Genomic DNA, 19,764 nt, shown 5'->3' with positions numbered 1-19,764 from the left:
GAGCGCGGGTGTCAGTTGCCGCCGAACAGCGAGCGGCGGAGGCGGCGCAGCGGCGCGAAGAGCGAGACCCGGCGGACCCGCGCGCCCCTGCCGCTGCGGGTGTGCGCGGTGTCGCGCGTGGTCAGCTCGCGCATCAGGGACGTCGCCTCGACCGTCTCCCGCTGCGGGACGGCCGGACCGCCCAGCACCGACAGGTGCCGGTCGAGCCGCGAACTGCTCGCGCTGCTCCCGCAGGTGATCGCAGGGACCCTTGCCCTGCTGCGCACTGTTATCTGTTCCATGTCACTCCCCACCCGTACGAGTCCACCCGGCCCGGGCAGGGTAACCCTATCGCCCCCATGGGGCACCCGTGTATCGCGGTCACAGGATTCACCTTCCCCGTAAGGCCGTTGACGATCACTCTCCGAATCCGACGGATTCCAGGGCGAGTTGAACGACCGGCTGGCCGGTGGGGCGGGCCGATCCGCCGCCGGGTTCGACGGTCACGGCGAGTGACGAAACGGCCGGGTCGAGGCCGGTCGCGAGCAGGGGCGTGTCGCCGTCCAGAAGCCCGAGGGAGCGCGGTGGCGCGCCGGGGCGCATGGCCCACAGCTGGTGCACCCGGCCGCCGGGCGGTTCTCCGTATCCGCGCAAGGTGACGACCGCCCGGCGCTCCGCTGCGGAAGCGATCACTCCGATTCCTCGTCCGCGCTCGTCCCGGCCGCTCGCCGCCCGGGCGTCCGGGGCCGCCAGAACGTGGGCGATCTCACGCGAGCGGTCCCGGGCGGCGTCCAGTTCGTCCCGGGTCCGCTCCGCCTGGACGGCGAAGAGGGAGGCGACGACCAGGGCCGCGGCGGCCGTCGTGGTGGCGAACGGCACGAGCAGGGGGCGCGGCCGGGGCGCACGGGAGCGCACCGGTGGCAGCCGGTCGCCCCGGACGTGCGGCGGCAGTCGCGGGGTGCGGGCGGGTGCGGGGTCCTGCGGGGTGCCGCGTACGGCGGTCATGACCCGTTCGCGCAGCGCGGGCGGCGCCGGCGCGGCCGTCGACCAGGCCAGCCGGACGGCGTCCTCGGTCAGCTCGCGCACCTCGGCGGCGCAGCGGTCGCAGCCGCGCAGGTGTTTCTCGAAGCGGGCCCGCTCGTCGGGCTCGAGGGCGTCGAGCGCGTAGGGGGCGGCGAGGGAGTGCAGCTCGCCGCGGCGCAGCCGGCCGAAGAGGCTCATGCGGCACCTCCCAGGCAGTCGCGCAGCCGGCTGAGACCGTCCCTCATGCGGGTCTTGACCGTGCCCAGCGGCAGGGACAGGCGTTCGGCCACCTCACGGTAGGTGTAGCCGTCGTAGTAGGCGAGGGTGACCGACTGGCGCTGGAGGGCGGTGAGGCGGTCCAGGCAGCGCCGTACCCATTCCCGTTCGAGTCCGGCCTCGACCTCCTCGGCGACCTGGTCGAAGGCGGGATGGTGCGCGCGCCGGGCCTCGCGCCGCTCGCGTTCGCCGGCCGCGCGGGCGCTGCGCACCCGGTCCACGGCGCGGCGGTGGGCGAGGGTGAGGACCCAGGACAGGGCGCTGCCCCGGCCGGGGTCGAACCGCGCGGCGGACCGCCACAGTTCCAGGAGCACCTCCTGTGCCACCTCCTCCGACTGGGCCGGGTCGCGCACCACCCGGCGTACGAGCCCGTACACGGGGCCGGACACCAGCCCGTACAGCTCCTCGAACGCCTTCTGGTCGCCGTCCGCCACGAGCATCAGCAGCTCGTCCGCCTCCACTCGGCCTCCCCCTCTCCGCGGGCCGGGACCGGCCCCTTGGCAGGGGTTACGGATCAGCGGGCCGAAAACGCGGGTCGGGCGGGCGGCAATCGCGTCGCTCCGCCGACGCGGTCGCCGGCGACGTGGTGTTCCGCCGCCCCATGACGTGGTGTTCCGCCGACCAATCCGGCCGCACGGCCGCTCCGAACGGGTGGGTGTCAGGCACTCAGGCAGGAGGACGAACGGCATGGCAGCTATCTCCAGGCCCAGGACCGGTGGCGGTGCGGGACGCGCGGGCGTCGCCACCCTGATCTGCGGCGCGCTGGCCGCCGGCGGGCTCGCCGCCGCCGGGGCGGGCGCGCTCACGCCGGGGGCGGCCGTCGCCTCCAGCCACCGGGAGGCCCCGCTGATCTCGGGGACCCCGCAGTACGACAACACGGACCTGTACGCCTTCGTGAGCCCGGACCGGCCGGACACCACCACCGTCATCGCGAACTGGACGCCGTTCGAGGAGCCCGCGGGCGGGCCGAACTTCTACCCCTTCGCCGAGGACGCGCAGTACGACCTGCACATCGACAAGGACGGCGACGCCCACGGCGACCTGCTCTTCCGCTACACCTTCACGACGCACACCAAGAACGAGAAGACGTTCCTGTACAACACCGGCCCGGTCACCTCCCTCGACGACCCCGATCTCAACATCACGCAGACCTACGACCTGGAGCAGGTGGAGCTGAAGGACGGCAAGGAGGTCGCGCGCACCACGATCGCCCACGACGTGCCGGTGGCGCCGTCGAACGTCGGCAAGGCGTCGATGCCGGACTACGCGGCGCTGCGGGAGCAGGCGATCCACGAACTGGCCGGCGGGGCACGGACGTTCGCCGGGCAGGCCGACGACCCCTTCTTCCTCGACCTGCGCGTCTTCGACCTGCTCTACGGCGCGGACCTGTCCGAGGTCGGCAACGACACCCTCAAGGGTTACAACGTCAACTCCGTCGCCCTCCAGGTGCCCACGCACCTGATCGTGGAGTCGGCCGACCAGCCGGTGGTGGGCATCTGGTCGACCACGCGGCGCAAGAACGCGCAGGGAAGCTTCAGCCAGGTCTCCCGGCTGGGCAACCCGCTGGTGAACGAGGTCGTCAACCCGCTGGAGGACAAGGACGCGTTCAACGCCTCCGCCCCGGGGGACGACGCGCAGTTCCTGAAGAACGTCACCCACCCGGAGCTGCCGAAGCTCATCGAGGGCCTCTACAGGATCGAGGCCCCGAAGGAGCCCCGCGACGATCTGGTCGACGTCTTCCTCAAGGGCGTCGAGGGCCTCAACCGGCCCCCGCACGTGACGCCGTCGGAGCAGCTGCGCCTGAACACCTCGATCCCGCCGGCCGCCGAGCCGAAGCGGCTCGGGGTGCTCGACGGCGACAAGGCGGGCTTCCCGAACGGACGCCGGCTCACCGACGACGTGATCGACGCCGCGCTCCAGGTCGTCGAGGGGGAACTGGTCGGCGCCGCCAACGACCTGGGCGACGCGGTCGACGCCAACGACAAGGAGTTCGGGCACGCCTTCCCCTACCTGGCGAACCCGACGGAGGGTTCGCGCGGCCCGCTCGCCAAGGGGGTGGGCGACGGCAACGACGTGCGCAGCGGGCTGGGCGAGGCCCTGCGGCCGGCCGGGGCCGCCGGCTCCGACGACACGACCCTGATCGCCGCGTCCGCCGGCGCCGGAGCCGCCGGGGTCCTGCTGATCGGCGCCGGCCTGGCCTGGTGGCGCCGGGCCCGGGGCCGGGCCTGCTGATCCCGGTCCGCACCGACCGGCGCGGCCCGTCCTTCCCCACCCCCACGCGGGCCGCGCCTCCTTTCCCTTCCGTACCGCGCACCGAGCGAGGAGAGGCATGGCGCCACGGACGAACGACAGCGCACCGGCGAACGAACCGCCCGGACGGCCCGAGCAGGACGGGTCGTACGAGCGGAGCGAGCAGGGCGAGGCGTACGAGCAGGACGAGCAGGGCAAGGCGTACGAGCAGGGCGAGCGGCAGCGGGAGCTGTCCCGTGACCCGGTCGGCGACCGCCAGGTGGCGGCCGTACGGCGGCTGCGCGCGCTGCGGGCCGCCGCGTGTGCCGTGCTGCTGGCGGTGGCGCTGACCGCGGGCGGTGTCGCCTCCGGCGGCCTACGGGACGGACGCCCGGGACCGGGGTCCGGCGGGCCGGCGCCGGCACCCGGTGGCGCCGCGTCCGGGACGATGGCCGGCGCCGGTCTCGGCACCCGCCCCGGCCGCCTCGCCGGGCCCGGCGACGGAACGGACGTCGACCGGCTCCGGGCGCACCTGCGGGCCCGCCCGAAGGACGCCGGCGCCTGGGCCTCCCTCGGGCTCGCCCACGTCGAGCGGGCCCGCACCGACGGCGACCCGTCGCACTACCCGAAGGCGGAGCGTGCGCTGCGGCGCTCCCTCGGCCTGTCCCCCGGCAACGACCAGGCCCTCGCCGGCCGGGCCGCCCTCGCCGCCGCCCGGCACGACTTCACGGCCGCCCTCGACGACGCCGAGCGGGCCCTGCGGCGCAACCCGTACAGCGAACGCGCGCTGGCCACCCGTATCGACGCGCTCGTGGAGCTGGGCCGCTACGAGGAGGCGGCCGAGGCCGCCGACACCGCCGACGACCGGCGTCCGGGCGTGCCGGTGTTCACCCGGTACGCGTACGTCCGTGAGCTGCGCGGCGAGACCGGCACCGCCCGCCGGGTGCTGGAACAGGCGCTGGCCGGCGCGGTCTCCCCGTCAGACGTGGCCTACGTCGCCACCCGGCTCGGCGACCTCGCCCGCGGCCAGGGGGAGTACGGGACGGCACTGCGCCACTACGCCCGCGCCCTCGCCGCCGACGACGCGTTCCTGCCCGCGCTGGAGGGCCGTGCCCGGGCCAGGGCGGCGAGCGGTGACCGCGGCGGCGCGGTCCGGGACCTGGAGCTGGTGGTCTCCCGCGCCCCGTTGCCCGGTGCCGTCGTCGCGCTGGGCGAGCTGTACGAGGCCGGGGGCGAGACGGCCGAGGCCCGCGAGCAGTACGCCCTCCTGGACGCCTGGGCCGCGCTCGCCCGCGCGGGCGGGGTGCGCGCGGACCTCGACACCGCGCTGGCCGCGGCCGACCACGGTGACGCCGCCGAGGCCCTGCGCGCGGCCCGCGCCGCCTGGGACCGGCGCCGGACCGTGCACACCGCGGACGCCCTCGCGTGGGCGCTGCACGCCAACGGACGGTCCGAGGAGGCCCTGCCGTACGCCCGCCGGGCCACGGCCACCGGCTACCGCGACGCCGCCTTTCTGTACCACCGCGGCATGGTCGAACGCGCCGTCGGCCGCACGGACGAGGCCCGCCGCCATCTCACCGCGGCGCTGGAACTGGACCCCGGCTTCTCCCCGCTGGGTGCCCGGGCCGCGCGGGCGGCGCTGAAGGACCTCACGGGCCCGGAGGAGGCGCGGTGAGCGCCCTGGGTCGCCTGGTCCGTGCCGGCGCGGTGCCGGCCGTCACCGCGGGGCTCGTGCTGCTGCCCGCGGCCGGCGCGAGCGCGCACCCGCTCGGCAACTTCACCGTCAACCGCCACGACGGACTGGTCGCCGCCCCCGGCGAGCTGCGCGTCACGCACGTCGAGGACCTCGCCGAGATCCCGGCGACGCAGGCCCGGCCGGACATCGCGCGCATGGGGACGGCCGCGTGGGCGGGGCGGCGGTGTGCGACGGCCGCGCGGGAGAGCACGCTCAGCGTCGACGGCCGCGAGGTCCCGCTCGCCGTGGAACGCGGCCACGCGCGCGTGCGGCCGGGTCAGGCCGGGCTCGACACCCTCCGGGTGGAGTGCCGGTTCACGGCGCCGCTGCCCCGTTCCGGCCCGGTGGTCGTGGACTTCCGCGCCTCCGGCGCCTCCGCGGGCCCCGGCTGGCGGGAGGTCACCGCGCGCGGCGACCGCATGACGCTCATCGCGTCGGACGTGCCCGAGGCGTCGCCGTCACGGGAGCTGACCCGGTACCCGCGGGAGTCGTCGGCCTCCCCGGCCGACACCGTGACCGCGTCGCTGCGGGTGCGGCCGGGCGGTCCGGCCCTGGGCGAGGAGCGGCCGGACGCCCCCGCGGCCGGCGTTCTTCCTCGCGGCGCCGACCGCTTCACCCGCGCCCTGGACGGCCTGGTCGCCCGCCGCGACCCCGGGTTCGGGTTCGCGGCGCTCGCCCTCGTCGTCGCGGTCGCGCTCGGCGCGGTGCACGCGCTCGCGCCGGGCCACGGCAAGACGCTGATGGCGGCGACGGCCGCCGCCCGGGGCGGCCGGGCCCGGCTGCGAGACGTGCTGCCGATGGCCGCCTCGGTGACGGTCACCCACACCCTCGGCGTGGTCGCCCTCGGCCTCCTGGTCGCTGCGGGTTCGGCCGCCGCGCCCTCGGTCCTGGCCTGGCTCGGCATCGCCAGCGGCGCCCTGGTGACCCTGGCGGGCGCTGCCCTGGTACGGCGCGCACTGCGCAACCGGGGGCGTGGACCCGCTCACGCACACCCCCAGGGCCACCAACACCCCCATGAACACGACCACGCGCACTCCCACGGGGGCGCCCACACCCACGGCGGCCACACCCACACCCACCCCCCGGTCCCCACCCTTCGCGGCACCGTCCTGCTCGGGTTCGCCGGGGGGCTGGTGCCCAGTCCGTCCGCCGTGGTCGTGCTGGTGGGGGCCGCCGCCCTGGGCAAGGCGTGGTTCGGACTGCTGCTCGTGGTCGCCTACGGGGCCGGGCTGGCCCTCACGCTCACCGCGGCCGGCGTCGCCGTGGTCCGCCTCGGGGGCCGCGCGGCCCGGGTGCTCCGGCGCCGTCCGCGCTGGACCTCCGGCCCGCTGGCCGGCCGGGTGCGGCGGGCCGTGCCCCTGGGCTCGGCGTGCGCCGTGGTGGTCCTCGGAGCCGGATTGGTGTTCAGGGGGGCGGCATCCGCCATCGGCTGAGCTACTTTGAACCCATCGGGGGAGAAATCCGCGGAATCTCCCGGCAGGGGCGGGGAGGAACCGGGCAGGAACCGCGCGAGACGTCGTAGGGGGGCGCCGGTGTCCGAAGAACCCGGCGGCGAGCGGGTGATCGCCGGCCGCTACCGCCTGTTGTCCGCTCTCGGCGAGGGCGGCATGGGGACCGTGTGGCGCGCCCGTGACGAGGTGCTGCGCCGCGAGGTCGCCGTGAAGGAGGTGCGGGCGCCCGCCGGGCTGCCCGACGCCGACGTACGGCGGCTGTACACCCGGCTGGAGCGCGAGGCGTGGGCCGCCGCGCGGGTCGCCCACCGCAACGTGGTCACGGTGTACGACGTCGCGGCCGACGAGGGCGCGGCGGGCGGGGCCGGCCGGCCCTGGATCGTGATGGAGCTGGTCCGCGGGCTGTCGCTGGCCGATCTGCTGGAGGCCGAGGGCCCGTTGCCGCCGCGCCGCGCCGCCCGGATCGGCGCCGAGGTGCTGGCCGCGCTGCGGGCGGCGCACGCGGCGGGCGTGCTGCACCGGGACGTGAAGCCCGCGAACGTGCTGCTCGCCAATGACGGCCGGGTGGTGCTGACCGACTTCGGGATCGCCGTCGTGGAGGGCAGCTCCGCGCTGACCATGACCGGGGAGGTGGTGGGCTCCCCGGAGTACCTGGCCCCCGAGCGGGCGCTGGGGCGCAGTCCGGGCCCGGAGTCCGACCTGTGGTCGCTGGGCGTACTGCTGTACGCGGCCGTCGAAGGGACGTCCCCGTTCCGGCAGGACACCCCGCTGAGCACGCTGCGGGCCGTCGTCGACGAGGAGTTGCCGCCGCCGCGCCGGGCGGATGCGCTCGGCCCGGTCATCGAGGGGCTGCTGCGCAAGGACCCGGCGCAGCGGTGGCCGGCCGGGCGGGCCGAGCAGCTGCTGCGGCTCGTCGGCGCGGGCGGCGCCCCGCGCGCGGACACGGCCGTGGGCGGCGCCTACGCGCCGACGGTCGCGGCGCACCCGGAGCGGCCGTCGCCGACCCCGCCGTCGCCCGCGCCGGTCCCGGCTCCGCAGCCGGCGACGGACGCGACGGCGCCGACGGGGACGGCGACGGCGGGGACAGCGGCGGCGGGCCGGAACCGGCGCACGGTCGTGGTGGCGGCCGCCGGCCTGGCCCTGCTGGCACTGGCGCTGGCCTGGCTGGCGTACGCGCTGGCGAACAGGGGCGGCGGCGGGAACGGCGGGGACGAGGCCGGTGCGGTGGGCGGCCGGGAGACCGGCGTCGGCGAACCCGCCACGAGCCGGCCGGAGACGAGCGGGGAGCCGAGCCCGTCGCCGACGACCGGCGGCACGGACGAGGAGAGCCCCACGAGTTCCACGAGTTCCCCTCCCCCGCAGTCGGTCAAGGTGGCGGTGACCGGCGTACGGACCGAGTACGCGGGGGTCTGCCCGCCGCCGCACGGGCAGGCGCCGGCGTTCACGGCGACGTTCACGGTGGGGCGGCTGCCGGCGGAGGTGGTCTACCGCTGGGTGGTGGAGGACGGCGCGGTGGCCGAGCCCGGCTGGAAGACGCTGTCGTTCCCCGCGGACGGCGGCCGGTCCCGGCAGGACACGGTGGTCGTGACGACGCACGACGACGACGGCACGTTCGAGAGCGGGATCCGGGTGCAGGTGCGGGAGCCGGTGGAGGTCACCTCGGCGCCGGTGGCGTTCTCGGTGACGTGCGAGGAGGAGACCCCGACGGACGGGGCCTCCTCCCCCACGCCTTCCGGTTCGGCCTCGCCCTGAGGGGCGGCGAGGTCGGGCGGCGTTGATCAGGCGGCGCTGTTCAGGACGGGCAGATAGCCGCCCGACTGGCCGGCCGCGGTCGGGTGGTAGGACTCGCCGATGTTGGTCCACTTCACGCTGTGCAGCCAGGAGTCGCCGGAGCAGATCTCGTGGCCGGTGAAGGTGGTCCGTACGTCGCCGAACGTGAAGCCGTGGTCGGCTGCCCGCTTGGCGATCGCGGCGTTGAGGTGGTCGGAGGCGTCGTTGATCGCCTTCCGCTTGGTCTCGGACAGGCCGATGCAGTACGTGCCCAGCTTGTAGAAGCGGGGGTAGCCGAGGACGACGACGTGGGCGTTGGGTGCCTTGCTGCGGATCGCCGAGTAGACGTTGTCGAGGTTGCCGGGGAGCGTGGAGTCGACGTAGGCGCGCGCCGTGGCGATCCGGGACAGGCAGGCGCTGTCGGACTGGAGCACACAGGTCGTCATGACGTCGGCGAAACCGGCGTCGTTGCCGCCGACGCTGAGGGAGACCAGCCCGGTGGAGGTGCCGAGCGGGCCGAGCTGCCCGGCGAGAACATCACCCGTTCGGGCGCCCGAGCAGGCGGTGAAGTGGAACGTCGAGGGTGAGTTGGCGGCCTGCCACAGGTAGGGGTAGGCCCGCGTGCTGCGCTTGCAGTCGCCGCTGGCGGCGATGTAGCTGCCCGCTCCGACTCCGGAGGAGTAGGAGTCGCCGAGGGCCACGTAGCCGTCGGCGGCGGCGGGTTGGGCCGCCTGTGCGGTCGCGGCCCCGCCGAGGGCCGCGCCGGCGGCGAGGAGGAGGGAACTCAGGATGCCGACAAGTCGGGAACGTCTCATGGAACCTCCCTTTAGCAGGATCTCTGCCTCAACCGTGGTAGCAGCTACGCGTGTTGACTGGAAGTGTCCATGCCAATTGAACCGTCACATGTGGCTGACTGGTCGTTCAAAGTCGGACGAAAATCGATCGGTGCCCCGATGCCGTCTTGACGCTCCGAGCCGCACTGCGCGACATTGAGGCCCGGCATCCGGGGCTTCGGGGGGCAAAGCGGAACGGCCGGAAGCGCACACCGCTGCGCACGGGCCGCGCCGCGACAGGACAACGCCCCCCACAACGAACGGATGACGGTCAAAACAACGAAAACGTGAGAGTCCCGTCCAGGCCTTGCCATTGGGGCTCACGCGTCAATACCGTCAACATCTCACCCGCATCGGTCCGTCGGGCACGTGGTTCAGGGAGGGGCTCAGGACCGCGACGGCCCGGGCGGGGCGCGGTAGGGGGGTGCCGTGCTCGGTGACCGCACAGGTGACCGAGCCGTGCCGCGCAGTCGGCTGCCGTTTTTCTCCGGCGCCGGCCGGACATGCCAGCTCGCCTGGCTCGCACGACGGAGACGATCCGCCGTGCCCGGGTGAGACCAACCCCCCTTTCGAACCGGACACCATGCCGGACCGCCCATGGGGCGGGCGGTCCGCCGGACGAGAGGGACCAGACTCATGAGCTCAGTTCTCCAGCCGGCGAGTACCGGCGAGGACCCGTCGACGGCCGGCCGGTACCGGCCCGTCTCCACCCACCTGGCCATCGCGCCGCCGGTGAGCGTGGTGATCCCCGCCATGAACGAGGCGGAGAATCTCCCGTACGTCTTCAAGACGCTGCCGGACTGGATCCACGAGGTCGTCCTGGTGGACGGCAACTCCACGGACGACACCGTCGCCGTCGCCAAGGAGCTGTGGCCGCAGGTCAAGGTGGTCGAACAGCGCGGCAAGGGGAAGGGGGACGCCCTGATCACCGGCTTCCAGGCGTGCACCGGTGACATCATCGTGATGGTCGACGCGGACGGATCGGCCGACGGCCAGGAGATCGTGTCGTACGTCTCCGCCCTGGTCTCCGGCGCCGACTTCGCCAAGGGCTCCCGCTTCGCCAACGGCGGCGGCACCGACGACATGACCTTCATCCGCAAGCTCGGCAACCGCGCCCTGTGCGCAGTGGTCAACCGCAAGTTCGGCGCCCGGTACACCGACCTGTGCTACGGCTACAACGCGTTCTGGCGGCACTGCCTGGACAAGATCGACCTCGACTGCACCGGCTTCGAGGTGGAGACGCTGATGAACATCCGGGTCGTCAAGGCCGGCCTGAGAGTGCAGGAGATACCCAGCCACGAGTACCTGCGCATCCACGGGACCAGCAATCTGCGGGCCGTCCGGGACGGGCTGCGGGTGCTCAGGGTGATCCTGGGCGAGCGGTCCAACCGGCGCGCCCTGCGCAGCCGTACGCACTCGCCGATGCTCGGCACGGTCCGGGGGAAGGTCTCTTGAGCGGTCCCGACATCTCGGTCGTCGCCTGCGTCTACACCGAGGACCGCTGGGCCGACATCCTCGCGGCGGTCGCCTCGGTGCGGGCGCAGTCCCGTCCCGCGCGGGAGACCCTGCTGGTCGTCGACCACAACGAGGCGCTGCGGGAGCGACTGGCCGAGGAGTTCGAGGAGCTCGCGGAGACCGGGGAGGTGCGGGTGCTCGCCAACGCGGGCCCCCGCGGCCTGTCCGCCGGCCGCAACACCGGCATCGCGGCGTCCCGCGGGGAGGTCGTCGCCTTCCTCGACGACGACGCCGTGGCCGAACGCGACTGGCTGAAGCACCTCTCCGAGGGGTACGCCGACCCGCGGGTCATGGCGGTCGGCGGCCGTACGGTGCCGATCTGGGCGTCGGGGCGGCGGCCCGCCTGGTTCCCCGAGGAGTTCGACTGGGTGGTGGGCTGCACGTACCGCGGGCTGCCCCCGGGCCGGGTGCGCGTCCGCAACGTCCTCGGCGGGAACGCCTCCTTCCGGCGCAGCGCCTTCGACATCGCGGGCGGCTTCGCCACCGGCATCGGACGGGACGGCGACAAGCGGCCCCTGGGCTGCGAGGAGACGGAGCTGTGCATCCGTCTCGGCCGGGCCAGGCCGGACGCCGTCCTGCTGATCGACGACCGCGCGGTCATCCACCACCGGGTGCCCTCGGCGCGCGAGCACTTCGCCTACTTCCGCACCCGCACCTGGGCCGAGGGCCTGTCGAAGGCGCTGGTGGCGCGGAGCGTCGGCGCCGCCAAGGGACTGGAGGCGGAACGCCGGTACACCACCCGCGTCCTGCCGGCCGGCGTGGCCCGCGGCCTGCGCGACGCCCTGCTCGCGCGTCCGGGCGGCGCGGGCCGGGCGGGCGCGATCGTCGCCGGGGTCCTCACGGCGGCGGGCGGCTACGCGGTGGGCACGGCACGGGCCCGACGCGGCACGGTGACGTTCTCGGTCCCCCCGATCGAGAACAGCACGGGCAAGGACGACGGCGCCGCCGCGCCGGGGCCACCGGCCGACGGGACCGAGGCCGAGGACGCGGCGCCGGGGCCACCGGCCGACGGGACCGGGGGTACGGACACCGCGCCGCGGCCTTCGGGCGGCGGCAGCGAGGACGCCGCGCCCGGGTCTCCGGCCGACGGGACCGGGGTCGGGGGCGCCGTGCCGGGGCCACCGGCCGACCGGAGGGGAGGCGCCGTGCCCGGGGCACCGGGCGGCGGAGGCGCGGGCGGCGATGCCGTGGTGGCCGGTTCGCCCGGTGCCGGGGCCGTGCGGGAACGGGGCGGGGATGGCTGACGTCCCGGTGCCGATCCTGATGTACCACTCCGTCGCGGCCGAGCCGAACGACGCCACCCGCGCCCTGTCCGTCACGCCGGAGGCGTTCGCGGAGCAGATGGCGGTGGTGGCCGACCGGGGGCTCACCCCGGTCGGCACCGCCGACCTCGCCGCCGCGTGGCGGGACGGACGGCCGCTGCCCGAACGACCGGTCCTCGTCACCTTCGACGACGGCTACGAGGGCGTCCACCGGCACGCCCTGCCGGTGCTCGCCGAACACGGCTTCCCGGCCACGCTGTTCGTCTCGACCGGCTGGCTCCGCGGCCCCTACGACACCGGCGGCGCCCTGGCCACCATGCTCGACTGGGACCAGGTCCGCGCCCTGGCCGCCGCCGGGGTCGAGATCGGCGGCCACAGCCACAGCCATCCGCAGCTCGACCAGCTCGGCGACGACCGGCTCCGGTTCGAGCTGATCCACTGCAAGGAGGTCATCACCGACCAACTGGGCACCGCACCCGCCTCGTTCGCCTACCCTTACGGCTACTCCGACCGCCGGGTGCGGGCCGCGGTACGGGAGACGGGGTACGGCCAGGCCCTCGCCGTCGGCAACGCGCTGGCCCGGCGCCGGCAGGGGCCGTACGCCCTGCGCCGCGTCACCGTGCGCCGCGCCACGGGGACCGAGGAGTTCGCCCGGCTGCTGGAGGGCCGGGCGATCGGCCGCACCTTCGCCCGGGACCGCGCCCTGACCAAGGGGTACGCCGTGGTGCGCAGGACGCGGCAGGCCGGCCGCCGGCTGCTCGGCGCCCGTGCCTGACCCGCCGCCCGGCGCGCACCGGGCACCGGGCACCGGCCGGCCGGAGACACGCGCCACGCCCGGGACCCCGGGCGCGCGCGCCACGCCCCGGAGCCAGGGTGTGCACGCCACGCCCGTGAGCCCCGGGGCACGCGCCACGCCCGGAAACCGGGTGCACGGGGCGTGCCCGTGCCGGATCATGGCCGCATGTCCGTGAACCCGCACGACGCCCTGCCGATCCGGCTCAACGTCGACGACAGCGACTCCCCTTCCGACGTCGTCGACGCGCTGTTCCTCGGCCGCTTCGCGACGGGCGAGCAGCCCTATTCCCACGCCGCCAACATCGACCGCCTGCGCTCCGGCGCGACGCTGCTGCCGCCCGGCGCGCGCGTGCTGCGCTCCGCCCGCGACGACGACCGCAGCGCGACACTCGCCGAGGGCGACGGCTGGACCCTGCTGATCTCCCGCTGGAGCCGGGGCGCCGACGTCACGGTGACGGCGACCAGCGCCGAACTGGCCGAGGAGGTCCTCGGCCAGGCCACGGACGGTGCGGCGGACGAGCCCGAACCACAGCCGGAGAACGTGACCATGGGCTTCTGGTACGTCTCCCCGCGCCGCGGCCCGCACCGCACCACCCGGCAGATCTCGGCCGGCACCTGGGACGAGGTCCGGGCCAACTACACCGCGCCGGTCGCGGACGCGATGGACCGCCTGATGAAGACCACCCCGGAGGACATCGCCGGCCGGCTGCTGCTCCTGCACGGCCCGCCCGGCACCGGCAAGACCTCCGCGCTGCGCACGCTGGCCCGGTCCTGGCGGGACTGGTGCCAGGTCGACTGCGTGCTCGACCCCGAACGGCTGTTCTCCGACGTCGGCTATCTGATGGACATCGCCATCGGCGAGGAGGACGCGGCCGGCAGGGGCCGCTGGCGGCTGCTGCTCCTGGAGGACTGCGACGAGCTGATCCGCGGCGAGGCCAAGCACACGGCGGGACAGGCCCTGTCCCGGCTGCTGAACCTCACCGACGGCCTGCTCGGCCAGGGCCGCAACGTCCTGGTCGGCGTGACGACCAACGAGGACCTGGAGCGGCTGCACCCCGCCGTCGTCCGGCCCGGCCGCTGCCTGGCCCGCATCGAGGTCGGGCCGCTGACCCGCGCCGAGGCGGTGAACTGGCTGGGCAGCGAGGAAGGGATCGGCCGCGAGGGCGCCACGCTGGCCGAGCTGTACGCGCTGCGCCGGGGTACCTCGCCGACGGCACTGCCGGAGCCGCGGGACGGAGCGGACGCCGGGCTGTACCTGTAGCGGGGTGCTTTGATGGGGGTGTGACCCTGTTCGTCGGCACGTCGGGCTGGCAGTACCGGGACTGGCGGGACGTGCTCTACCCGTCGGGGCTGCCGGTGCGGCTGTGGCTGGAGGAGTACGCGGCCGGTTTCGCCACCGTGGAGATCAACAACGCGTTCTACCGGCTGCCGGCCCGGGAGACCTTCGCCGCCTGGCGGGAACGGGTGCCGGCCGACTTCACGGTCGCGGTGAAGGCGAGCCGGTACCTCACCCACATCAAGCGGCTGCGGGAGCCGGAGGAGCCGGTGCACCGCCTGATGACCCACGCCGCCGGCCTCGGCGACCGCCTGGGACCCGTGCTGCTCCAGCTGCCGCCGACGCTCAGGGCGGACGCGGGGCTGCTGGACGCCTGCCTCGCCTGCTTCCCGCCGGACACGCGGGTCGCGGTGGAGCCCCGGCACGCCTCCTGGTGGACGCACGAGGTGCGCGACGTCCTGGAGTCCCGGGGCGCGGCCCTGTGCTGGGCCGACGTCCGTGCCCGTCCGGTCACTCCCCTGTGGCGCACCACCGGCTGGGGCTACGTCCGCTTCCACCAGGGCCGGGCCGCCGCCTGGCCGCGCTACGGACAGCGGTCGCTGCGCACATGGCTCGACCGGATCGCCACCACCTGGCCGGACGGCGACGACGTCTACGCGTACTTCAACAACGACCCGAACGCGGCAGCCGTCCACGACGCGATCCGGTTCGCCCACCTGGCCCGAGCCGCAAACCACCCGGTCACCCGAACCCCCCTGGGGGCGCGGGGAACTGCGCGACCAGCCACACCCCACCCGCACCCGCAAACGCCCCCCAACGGCGTTCACCCGTAAGCCGCCCGCAGGGCGTCCCGCACGGCGTCCAACGCCGCCTCCTCCGACACCCCCAGCCGCCGCGCCCGGGACGCGTAACCCTGCGCGGCCGACGCCACCTCCCGCTCCGCCGCGCCCCCCGCCGCGGCGACGAACGTGCCGTTGCGGCCCCGCGTCTCGATCACCCCGTCCGCCTCCAGGGCCCGGTAGGCCTTGGCGACGGTGTTGGCGGCGAGCCCCAGGGACTCGGCGAGGCCCCGCACGGTCGGCAGCCGGTACCCCACCGGGAGCGCACCCGACCGCGCCTGCTCGGAGATCTGTGCCCGCACCTGCTCGTAGGGCGGGGCGCCGTCATCGATGTGGATCTTCAAGGTCACCCGGCGATTGTCCCGCACGGGCCGGAAAATCGGAGGCAGCGCACCCGCCCGCCCGCGTACGGTGCGACCCCATGACAGTGATCGTGCGCGACCTGCGCCCCGAGGTCCGGTCCGACCTGGAGGGCTTCGCCCTGGTGAGGCGTCTCGCCCTGCCCTTCATCCTGGTCACCCCGGAGTCCGTCGTCCACGCGCTCACCCGCACCCACCCCGACGCGCGGTTCCGCTCGCTCGTCGCGGAGGCCGACGGCGAGGTGATCGGCACCGCCCAGGTCGGCCTGGTGCACGACAGCCCGGAGCCCGGCCAGGGCTTCCTCAACGTCTACGTGCGGCCGGACCGTCTCCGGCAGGGGGCGGGCGGGCTGCTGGTGCGCACCGCCGAGGAGTACCTGGCCGCCGAGGGCGCGGTGAAGCTGTTCGCGTGGGTGCTGGACGAGCCGGCCAACCGCGTCTTCGCCGAGGGGTGCGGCTACCGGAGCAGTCGTTCCGCCCACTTCCTCAGGCTGGACCTGGCCGGGGGCGCGCTCCCGCCGATGCCGCCCCCGGCGCCCGGCGTGGAGCTGCGCACGGCGGCCGACTTCGGGGACGACCCGCGCCCGCTGTTCGAACTGGACGCGGAGACGACTGCGGACGAACCGAGCGACGTGGACGTGGAGTTCACCGACTACGAGGCGTGGCTGGCCGAGACCTGGCGGCACCCGCTGCTCGACCGCGACCTGACGACCGTGGCGGTCGTCGACGGCCGGCCCGCCGCCTTCACCGCCGCCTACACGGACGGCGGGGGCCGCTACTCCACCGGCATGACCGGAACCGCCCGCGCCTTCCGGGGCCGGGGACTGGCCAAGCTCGCCAAGAACGCCTCGCTGCACCGGGCCCGGGCCGCCGGATGCACGGAGGCGTTCACCGGCAACGACACCGGCAACGGGCCGATGCTCGCGATCAACAAGTGGTTCGGCTACGAGGTCTGCGCGACGGAGGTGCGCTATGTCCGCGAACTCGGCTGAGCCGCCCCGCCGGGTGGAGGTCGTCCTGGTCAAGGCGGGCCGTACGAAGATCCGTTACGACAGCGTGCTCGTGCACGACGACGGCACGCGCATCGCGGTCCGCGCGGACTGGGCGGGCGGGGCCGTCCGTGACTTCGGCTTCGTGCGCTTCGAACCGGGGGACGTCTTCACCGAGTACTACTGGCGCGACCGGTGGTACTCGGTGAAGGAGGTCCGGTCCGGCACCGGCGCGCTGAAGGGCTGGTACTGCGACATCACCCGCCCCGCGGTGCTCAGGGGGACGGAGCTGGTCGTGGAGGACCTCGACCTGGACCTGTGGCGCTCCGCGGACGGCCGTGACGTGCGGCGGCTGGACGAGGACGAGTTCGCCGCGAGCGGTCTGGCGGAGCGGGACCCGCGGGCCGCCGCCGCGGCGGTGGCCGCGCTGGACGAGCTGGAGCGGCTGGCACGCGGCCGGGACTTCACGGCGCTGCTCGCCTGACGACGGCTCCCGGTGTGACACGCGCCACCGGGCGCCGATGCGTGACACCCGCCACTGACAGGGATGTGTCGAGGGGCGACTCTCGGGAAAGGGGTCTACCTCCGGAGAAACGCGGAACCCGGTGGACCCCCGAGGAGGCAGCCATGCGCCGTGTGACCGTGCAGAAGCCCCTGAAGAAGACCGACGCCCGCCGGACCCGCGAGGAGCCCGAACAGCTCGCCTCCGGGCGGCCGGAGGTCCGCAAGGACATCGCCCGCACCTGGTGGCCCGACGGCTGACGGTGCGGCCGACCGGCGGGAACGGCCGCGGCGCGGACTTTGTCGTGTCAGACCGGTCGCCTGCGGTAGTGGATGCGGTCGTACGGCCCGTCCACGCGGCGTTCGACCACCTCGTAGCCGTACTTCGGGTAGATGGCCTGGTTCTCCCACATCATCGCGTTGGTGTAGAGCCTGATCTCGGGCAGGCCGAGGGCGCGCGCGTGCGCGTCGACGAACCGCAGCAGCCGTCCCCCCACGCCCTTTCCGTGCGCGTCGGGGTGGACGGCGATGCTGTCGAGGAACAGATGGTCCGTGCGCGCCTCGACCACCACGAGACCCGCCACGGGGTCGCCGGTGACGAACACCCTCCCCGCCGCCACGTCCGCCGCGTGGTCCGCCTCCATGGGCGCGGGCACCACGCCGATGCGCGCGATGTAGGGGTGGTACGCCGCGTCGGTGACCGCCTTCACCGCGGGCACGTCGGCGGCACGGGCCGGCCTGATCTCCTCGTTCGTCATGGCCCGAACGGTAGCTACCTGAGCGGAGCCTGAGCACTCCCTTAACGGGACCATAAGGATCTCCTCCACCCGCCCTCAGCAGGCGATTTCACGGCCTGCCGGGGCTAGCTTGCTGATCGCCCCCACGGGTCCGTGGCCCGAGCAGTCCAGCAAGCCTTTCGAGGAGTTCCCCATGCCCGCACCCCGCAGGGTCGCCGCCGTCGCCGCCGCCGGCGCCCTCCCGCTCGCCCTGACCGCGCTGTCCGCCGCCCCGGCGTCCGCGCACGGTTCGATGGGCGACCCGGTCAGCCGTGTCTCGCAGTGTTACGCCGAGGGTCCGGAGAGCCCGCGGTCGGCCGCGTGCAAGGCGGCGGTCGCGGCCGGCGGCACCCAGGCGCTGTACGACTGGAACGGCATCCGGATCGGCGACGCGGCCGGGAAGCACCGGGAGTTGATCCCGGACGGCAAGCTGTGCAGTGCCGGCAACGAGCAGTTCAAGGGCATGGACCTGGCGCGTGCCGACTGGCCGGCGACAAGCGTGAGCAGCGGTGAGCACACCTTCAAGTACCGCGTCACCGCCCCGCACAAGGGCACGTTCACGGTGTACATCACCAAGCCCGGCTACGACCCGGCGCAGCCGCTGGCGTGGGACGACCTGGATCTGGCCGCCCCGGTGGCGACGGCCACCGACCCGGCGGCCTCGGGCGGCTTCTACACCTTCTCCGGCAAGCTCCCCGAGCGCAGCGGCAAGCACCTGCTGTACGCGGTCTGGCAGCGGTCGGACAGTCCCGAGGCGTTCTACTCCTGCTCCGACGTCGCCTTCGGCGGTGGCGGCAGCGGTGGCGGTGGCGGCGAGGCCGCGGAACCGGCGGGCGGCTCCGCTCCCGCACCCACGGCGTCGGCGCCCTCCGAGGAGCAGATCGAGGCCGGCAACGACAAGTCCAGCATCGAGAACCACGGCCACGGCGACCACGACGCGAAGACGACGGCCGACCCGGCCGCGGGCGTGGCCGGGGAGGGCTCGGACACCGGGACCGGGTCCGGGTCCGGGTCCGGGGACGAGGGTGGCGCGGCTCCCGCCGCGGACGCCGGCGCCAACCGGCCGAAGGCCGCCGGTGCCGGCGAGAACCTCGCCGAGACCGGCGGCGACAGCACCACGCCGTACATCGCCGTCGGCGGTGCCGCCGCCCTGGCGCTGGGCGCGGCGGCGCTGTTCGCGTCGGTCCGGCGGCGCGCGGTGAGCGGCGGCCGGCACGGACGCTGATCCCCGGCGGACTCGGGGCCTGTCCGGCGGCTCAGGCCGGGCAGGCCCCGCGGCGTTCCTCCGGGCGGCTCACTCGAAGGCGGACGCACAGGTGGTGGGCCGGGAGTTCGCGGGGTCGAGGGCGCCCGCCACCGCGTGGAAGGCGATCCGGTCGAACAGCCCGATCGCCAGGTGCTCGGACAGGTCGACCGGGCAGAGGTCCTGGAGCAGGACGTTGCGGACGCCGGGTCCGCTCAGGAACTGGCTGCGGTACGGCGTGACCACCTGGTCGTACCGGGTGGCGAGGACGGTGTAGCGGACGCCGGGCACGGTGTCGCCGCCCTCGTTGAGCTTGGTGAGGAAGGCCGAGCCGGCGATCTGGTCGGCGAGGGCGGGGGCGTGCTCGGTCAGCAGGTCCCCGGCACCGGGGAAGTACGGCAGCAGGCGGGTGAGCCCGGACAGGGTGGTGCCGTGGTTGCTGGGCGCGATGCCGACCAGGGCGTTCACCTTGGCCGCGCCGCCGAGGTACTTGAGGTAGTAGCGGGGCATCATGCCGCCCTGCGAGTGGCCGACGATGTCGGTCTCGGCGGCGCCGGTGGCGGCGAGCACCTTGTCGACGAAGGCGGCGAGCTGCTCGGCCGATGCGTCGACGGGGCCGAGGCCGTGGAAGAACGGGACGCCGGGCAGTTGCCCGTAGTCGAGGGAGAAGACGCAGTAGCCGCGGGCCTTCAGGTAGGGGGCGAGCCCCAGCCAGTTGTCGACGGAGTTCCCGAAGGTGCCGTGGACTAGGACGACGGGCCGGGGGTGGGCGGCGGAGGGCCTGCAGGCGTAGTCGTTCCAGCCGGAACCGGTCGCTGCGGCGGCCCGCGCACCGGCGGCGGGCACCAGGGCGACCGCGACGGCCAGCAGCAGCGCGGCCAGGGGTCCGAACGCTCGTCTCCAGGGCAGCATC

19 protein-coding genes and 1 pseudogene are annotated in these 19,764 nt (G+C 74.8%); 13 read left to right on the top strand and 7 right to left on the bottom strand.

What is annotated here, in order from left to right; all coding sequences use genetic code 11:
- Positions 1-11 precede the first annotated feature (11 nt).
- The 3 genes from ACZ45Q_RS27025 to ACZ45Q_RS27015 form a co-directional block, all read right to left on the bottom strand.
- Complete coding sequence (locus ACZ45Q_RS27025) at positions 12-281, bottom strand: hypothetical protein (RefSeq protein ID WP_468265946.1); 270 nt, start codon at positions 279-281, stop codon at positions 12-14.
- Between the two features lie 115 nt (positions 282-396).
- Positions 397-1,200, bottom strand: coding sequence for an anti-sigma factor (locus ACZ45Q_RS27020; protein WP_468265944.1), 804 nt, complete (start codon positions 1,198-1,200; stop codon positions 397-399).
- Positions 1,197-1,739 (bottom strand): sigma-70 family RNA polymerase sigma factor, encoded by a 543-nt coding sequence (locus tag ACZ45Q_RS27015; RefSeq protein WP_468265942.1) that lies wholly within the window; start codon positions 1,737-1,739, stop codon positions 1,197-1,199. The genes ACZ45Q_RS27020 and ACZ45Q_RS27015 overlap by 4 nt, the downstream gene beginning before the upstream one ends.
- A gap of 226 nt (positions 1,740-1,965) precedes the next feature.
- On the opposite strand from ACZ45Q_RS27015, the gene ACZ45Q_RS27010 reads away from it, so the two are divergent.
- The 4 genes from ACZ45Q_RS27010 to ACZ45Q_RS26995 all read left to right on the top strand — a co-directional run bounded on the left by ACZ45Q_RS27010 (position 1,966) and on the right by ACZ45Q_RS26995 (position 8,445).
- Positions 1,966-3,510, top strand: a complete 1,545-nt coding sequence (locus ACZ45Q_RS27010) for a DUF4331 domain-containing protein (protein ID WP_468265940.1) — start codon at positions 1,966-1,968, stop codon at positions 3,508-3,510.
- 97 nt (positions 3,511-3,607) lie between these two features.
- Positions 3,608-5,182 (top strand): tetratricopeptide repeat protein, encoded by a 1,575-nt coding sequence (locus tag ACZ45Q_RS27005; protein WP_468265938.1) that lies wholly within the window; start codon positions 3,608-3,610, stop codon positions 5,180-5,182.
- On the top strand, positions 5,179-6,675 hold the full coding sequence (locus tag ACZ45Q_RS27000) for a nickel transporter (protein WP_468265936.1): 1,497 nt from the start codon (positions 5,179-5,181) through the stop codon (positions 6,673-6,675). Before ACZ45Q_RS27005 ends, ACZ45Q_RS27000 begins: the two co-directional genes overlap by 4 nt.
- 99 nt (positions 6,676-6,774) lie before the next feature.
- Positions 6,775-8,445, top strand: coding sequence for a serine/threonine-protein kinase (locus tag ACZ45Q_RS26995; RefSeq protein WP_468265934.1), 1,671 nt, complete (start codon positions 6,775-6,777; stop codon positions 8,443-8,445).
- 26 nt (positions 8,446-8,471) lie between these two features.
- Here ACZ45Q_RS26995 and ACZ45Q_RS26990 read toward each other — a convergent pair whose 3' ends face one another.
- Positions 8,472-9,278, bottom strand: a complete 807-nt coding sequence (locus ACZ45Q_RS26990) for an SGNH/GDSL hydrolase family protein (protein WP_468265932.1) — start codon at positions 9,276-9,278, stop codon at positions 8,472-8,474.
- A 654-nt stretch (positions 9,279-9,932) separates the two neighbouring features.
- Here ACZ45Q_RS26990 and ACZ45Q_RS26985 point away from each other — a divergent pair.
- The 5 genes and pseudogenes from ACZ45Q_RS26985 to ACZ45Q_RS26965 all read left to right on the top strand — a co-directional run bounded on the left by ACZ45Q_RS26985 (position 9,933) and on the right by ACZ45Q_RS26965 (position 14,977).
- Positions 9,933-10,751, top strand: coding sequence for a glycosyltransferase family 2 protein (locus ACZ45Q_RS26985; RefSeq protein ID WP_468265930.1), 819 nt, complete (start codon positions 9,933-9,935; stop codon positions 10,749-10,751).
- A pseudogene (locus ACZ45Q_RS26980) lies at positions 10,748-11,734 on the top strand (glycosyltransferase family 2 protein); the annotation flags it as partial. The gene ACZ45Q_RS26985 and the pseudogene ACZ45Q_RS26980, both read left to right, overlap by 4 nt.
- A gap of 313 nt (positions 11,735-12,047) precedes the next feature.
- Positions 12,048-12,848, top strand: coding sequence for a polysaccharide deacetylase family protein (locus ACZ45Q_RS26975; protein WP_468265928.1), 801 nt, complete (start codon positions 12,048-12,050; stop codon positions 12,846-12,848).
- A gap of 186 nt (positions 12,849-13,034) precedes the next feature.
- Entirely contained in the window at positions 13,035-14,129 is a 1,095-nt protein-coding gene (locus tag ACZ45Q_RS26970) for a DUF5925 domain-containing protein (protein WP_468265926.1), read from the top strand.
- A 20-nt stretch (positions 14,130-14,149) separates the two neighbouring features.
- Positions 14,150-14,977, top strand: coding sequence for a DUF72 domain-containing protein (locus ACZ45Q_RS26965; RefSeq protein WP_468265924.1), 828 nt, complete (start codon positions 14,150-14,152; stop codon positions 14,975-14,977).
- Here ACZ45Q_RS26965 and ACZ45Q_RS26960 read toward each other — a convergent pair.
- Positions 14,968-15,333, bottom strand: coding sequence for a GntR family transcriptional regulator (locus tag ACZ45Q_RS26960; RefSeq protein ID WP_468265922.1), 366 nt, complete (start codon positions 15,331-15,333; stop codon positions 14,968-14,970). The genes ACZ45Q_RS26965 and ACZ45Q_RS26960 overlap by 10 nt on opposite strands.
- Positions 15,334-15,404: 71 nt before the next feature.
- Here ACZ45Q_RS26960 and ACZ45Q_RS26955 point away from each other — a divergent pair, with 71 nt between their 5' ends.
- The 3 genes from ACZ45Q_RS26955 (at position 15,405) to ACZ45Q_RS26945 (ending at position 17,093) form a co-directional block, all read left to right on the top strand.
- On the top strand, positions 15,405-16,334 hold the full coding sequence (locus ACZ45Q_RS26955; protein ID WP_468265920.1) for a GNAT family N-acetyltransferase: 930 nt from the start codon (positions 15,405-15,407) through the stop codon (positions 16,332-16,334).
- The gene (locus ACZ45Q_RS26950) at positions 16,315-16,815 is read left to right on the top strand and encodes a ribonuclease FAU-1 family protein (RefSeq protein ID WP_468265918.1); all 501 of its coding nucleotides are present in this window, start codon (positions 16,315-16,317) and stop codon (positions 16,813-16,815) included. Before ACZ45Q_RS26955 ends, ACZ45Q_RS26950 begins: the two co-directional genes overlap by 20 nt.
- Positions 16,816-16,958: 143 nt before the next feature.
- Entirely contained in the window at positions 16,959-17,093 is a 135-nt protein-coding gene (locus ACZ45Q_RS26945) for a hypothetical protein (protein ID WP_468265916.1), read from the top strand.
- Positions 17,094-17,140: 47 nt separating this feature from the next.
- Here the strand turns inward: ACZ45Q_RS26945 and ACZ45Q_RS26940 are convergent, their stop codons facing one another.
- A complete protein-coding gene (locus ACZ45Q_RS26940) occupies positions 17,141-17,590 on the bottom strand; it encodes a GNAT family N-acetyltransferase (protein WP_468265914.1) in 450 nt (149 codons plus the stop codon).
- 172 nt (positions 17,591-17,762) lie between these two features.
- On the opposite strand from ACZ45Q_RS26940, the gene ACZ45Q_RS26935 reads away from it, so the two are divergent.
- Complete coding sequence (locus ACZ45Q_RS26935; protein WP_468265912.1) at positions 17,763-18,833, top strand: lytic polysaccharide monooxygenase auxiliary activity family 9 protein; 1,071 nt, start codon at positions 17,763-17,765, stop codon at positions 18,831-18,833.
- 69 nt (positions 18,834-18,902) lie between these two features.
- Here the strand turns inward: ACZ45Q_RS26935 and ACZ45Q_RS26930 are convergent, their stop codons facing one another.
- Entirely contained in the window at positions 18,903-19,763 is an 861-nt protein-coding gene (locus ACZ45Q_RS26930) for an esterase/lipase family protein (RefSeq protein ID WP_468265910.1), read from the bottom strand.
- Between the last annotated feature and the right edge of the window lies 1 nt (position 19,764).

The organism is Streptomyces sp. NPDC031049 (assembly GCF_055571015.1).
The sequence above is the reverse complement of the archived record's forward strand: the minus strand, read 5'-3'. Positions and strand labels throughout refer to the sequence as shown.

What these genes read in the sequence shown, in the direction of transcription:
- ACZ45Q_RS27025 (WP_468265946.1), bottom strand. Translation starts at nt 281, where the DNA reads ATGGAACAGATAACAGTGCGCAGCAGGGCAAGGGTCCCTGCGATCACC.
- ACZ45Q_RS27020 (WP_468265944.1), bottom strand. Translation starts at nt 1,200, where the DNA reads ATGAGCCTCTTCGGCCGGCTGCGCCGCGGCGAGCTGCACTCCCTCGCC.
- ACZ45Q_RS27010 (WP_468265940.1), top strand. Translation starts at nt 1,966, where the DNA reads ATGGCAGCTATCTCCAGGCCCAGGACCGGTGGCGGTGCGGGACGCGCG.
- ACZ45Q_RS27005 (WP_468265938.1), top strand. Translation starts at nt 3,608, where the DNA reads ATGGCGCCACGGACGAACGACAGCGCACCGGCGAACGAACCGCCCGGA.
- ACZ45Q_RS26990 (WP_468265932.1), bottom strand. Translation starts at nt 9,278, where the DNA reads ATGAGACGTTCCCGACTTGTCGGCATCCTGAGTTCCCTCCTCCTCGCC.
- ACZ45Q_RS26985 (WP_468265930.1), top strand. Translation starts at nt 9,933, where the DNA reads ATGAGCTCAGTTCTCCAGCCGGCGAGTACCGGCGAGGACCCGTCGACG.
- ACZ45Q_RS26975 (WP_468265928.1), top strand. Translation starts at nt 12,048, where the DNA reads ATGGCTGACGTCCCGGTGCCGATCCTGATGTACCACTCCGTCGCGGCC.
- ACZ45Q_RS26970 (WP_468265926.1), top strand. Translation starts at nt 13,035, where the DNA reads ATGTCCGTGAACCCGCACGACGCCCTGCCGATCCGGCTCAACGTCGAC.
- ACZ45Q_RS26955 (WP_468265920.1), top strand. Translation starts at nt 15,405, where the DNA reads ATGACAGTGATCGTGCGCGACCTGCGCCCCGAGGTCCGGTCCGACCTG.
- ACZ45Q_RS26950 (WP_468265918.1), top strand. Translation starts at nt 16,315, where the DNA reads ATGTCCGCGAACTCGGCTGAGCCGCCCCGCCGGGTGGAGGTCGTCCTG.
- ACZ45Q_RS26945 (WP_468265916.1), top strand. Translation starts at nt 16,959, where the DNA reads ATGCGCCGTGTGACCGTGCAGAAGCCCCTGAAGAAGACCGACGCCCGC.
- ACZ45Q_RS26940 (WP_468265914.1), bottom strand. Translation starts at nt 17,590, where the DNA reads ATGACGAACGAGGAGATCAGGCCGGCCCGTGCCGCCGACGTGCCCGCG.
- ACZ45Q_RS26935 (WP_468265912.1), top strand. Translation starts at nt 17,763, where the DNA reads ATGCCCGCACCCCGCAGGGTCGCCGCCGTCGCCGCCGCCGGCGCCCTC.
- ACZ45Q_RS26930 (WP_468265910.1), bottom strand. Translation starts at nt 19,763, where the DNA reads ATGCTGCCCTGGAGACGAGCGTTCGGACCCCTGGCCGCGCTGCTGCTG.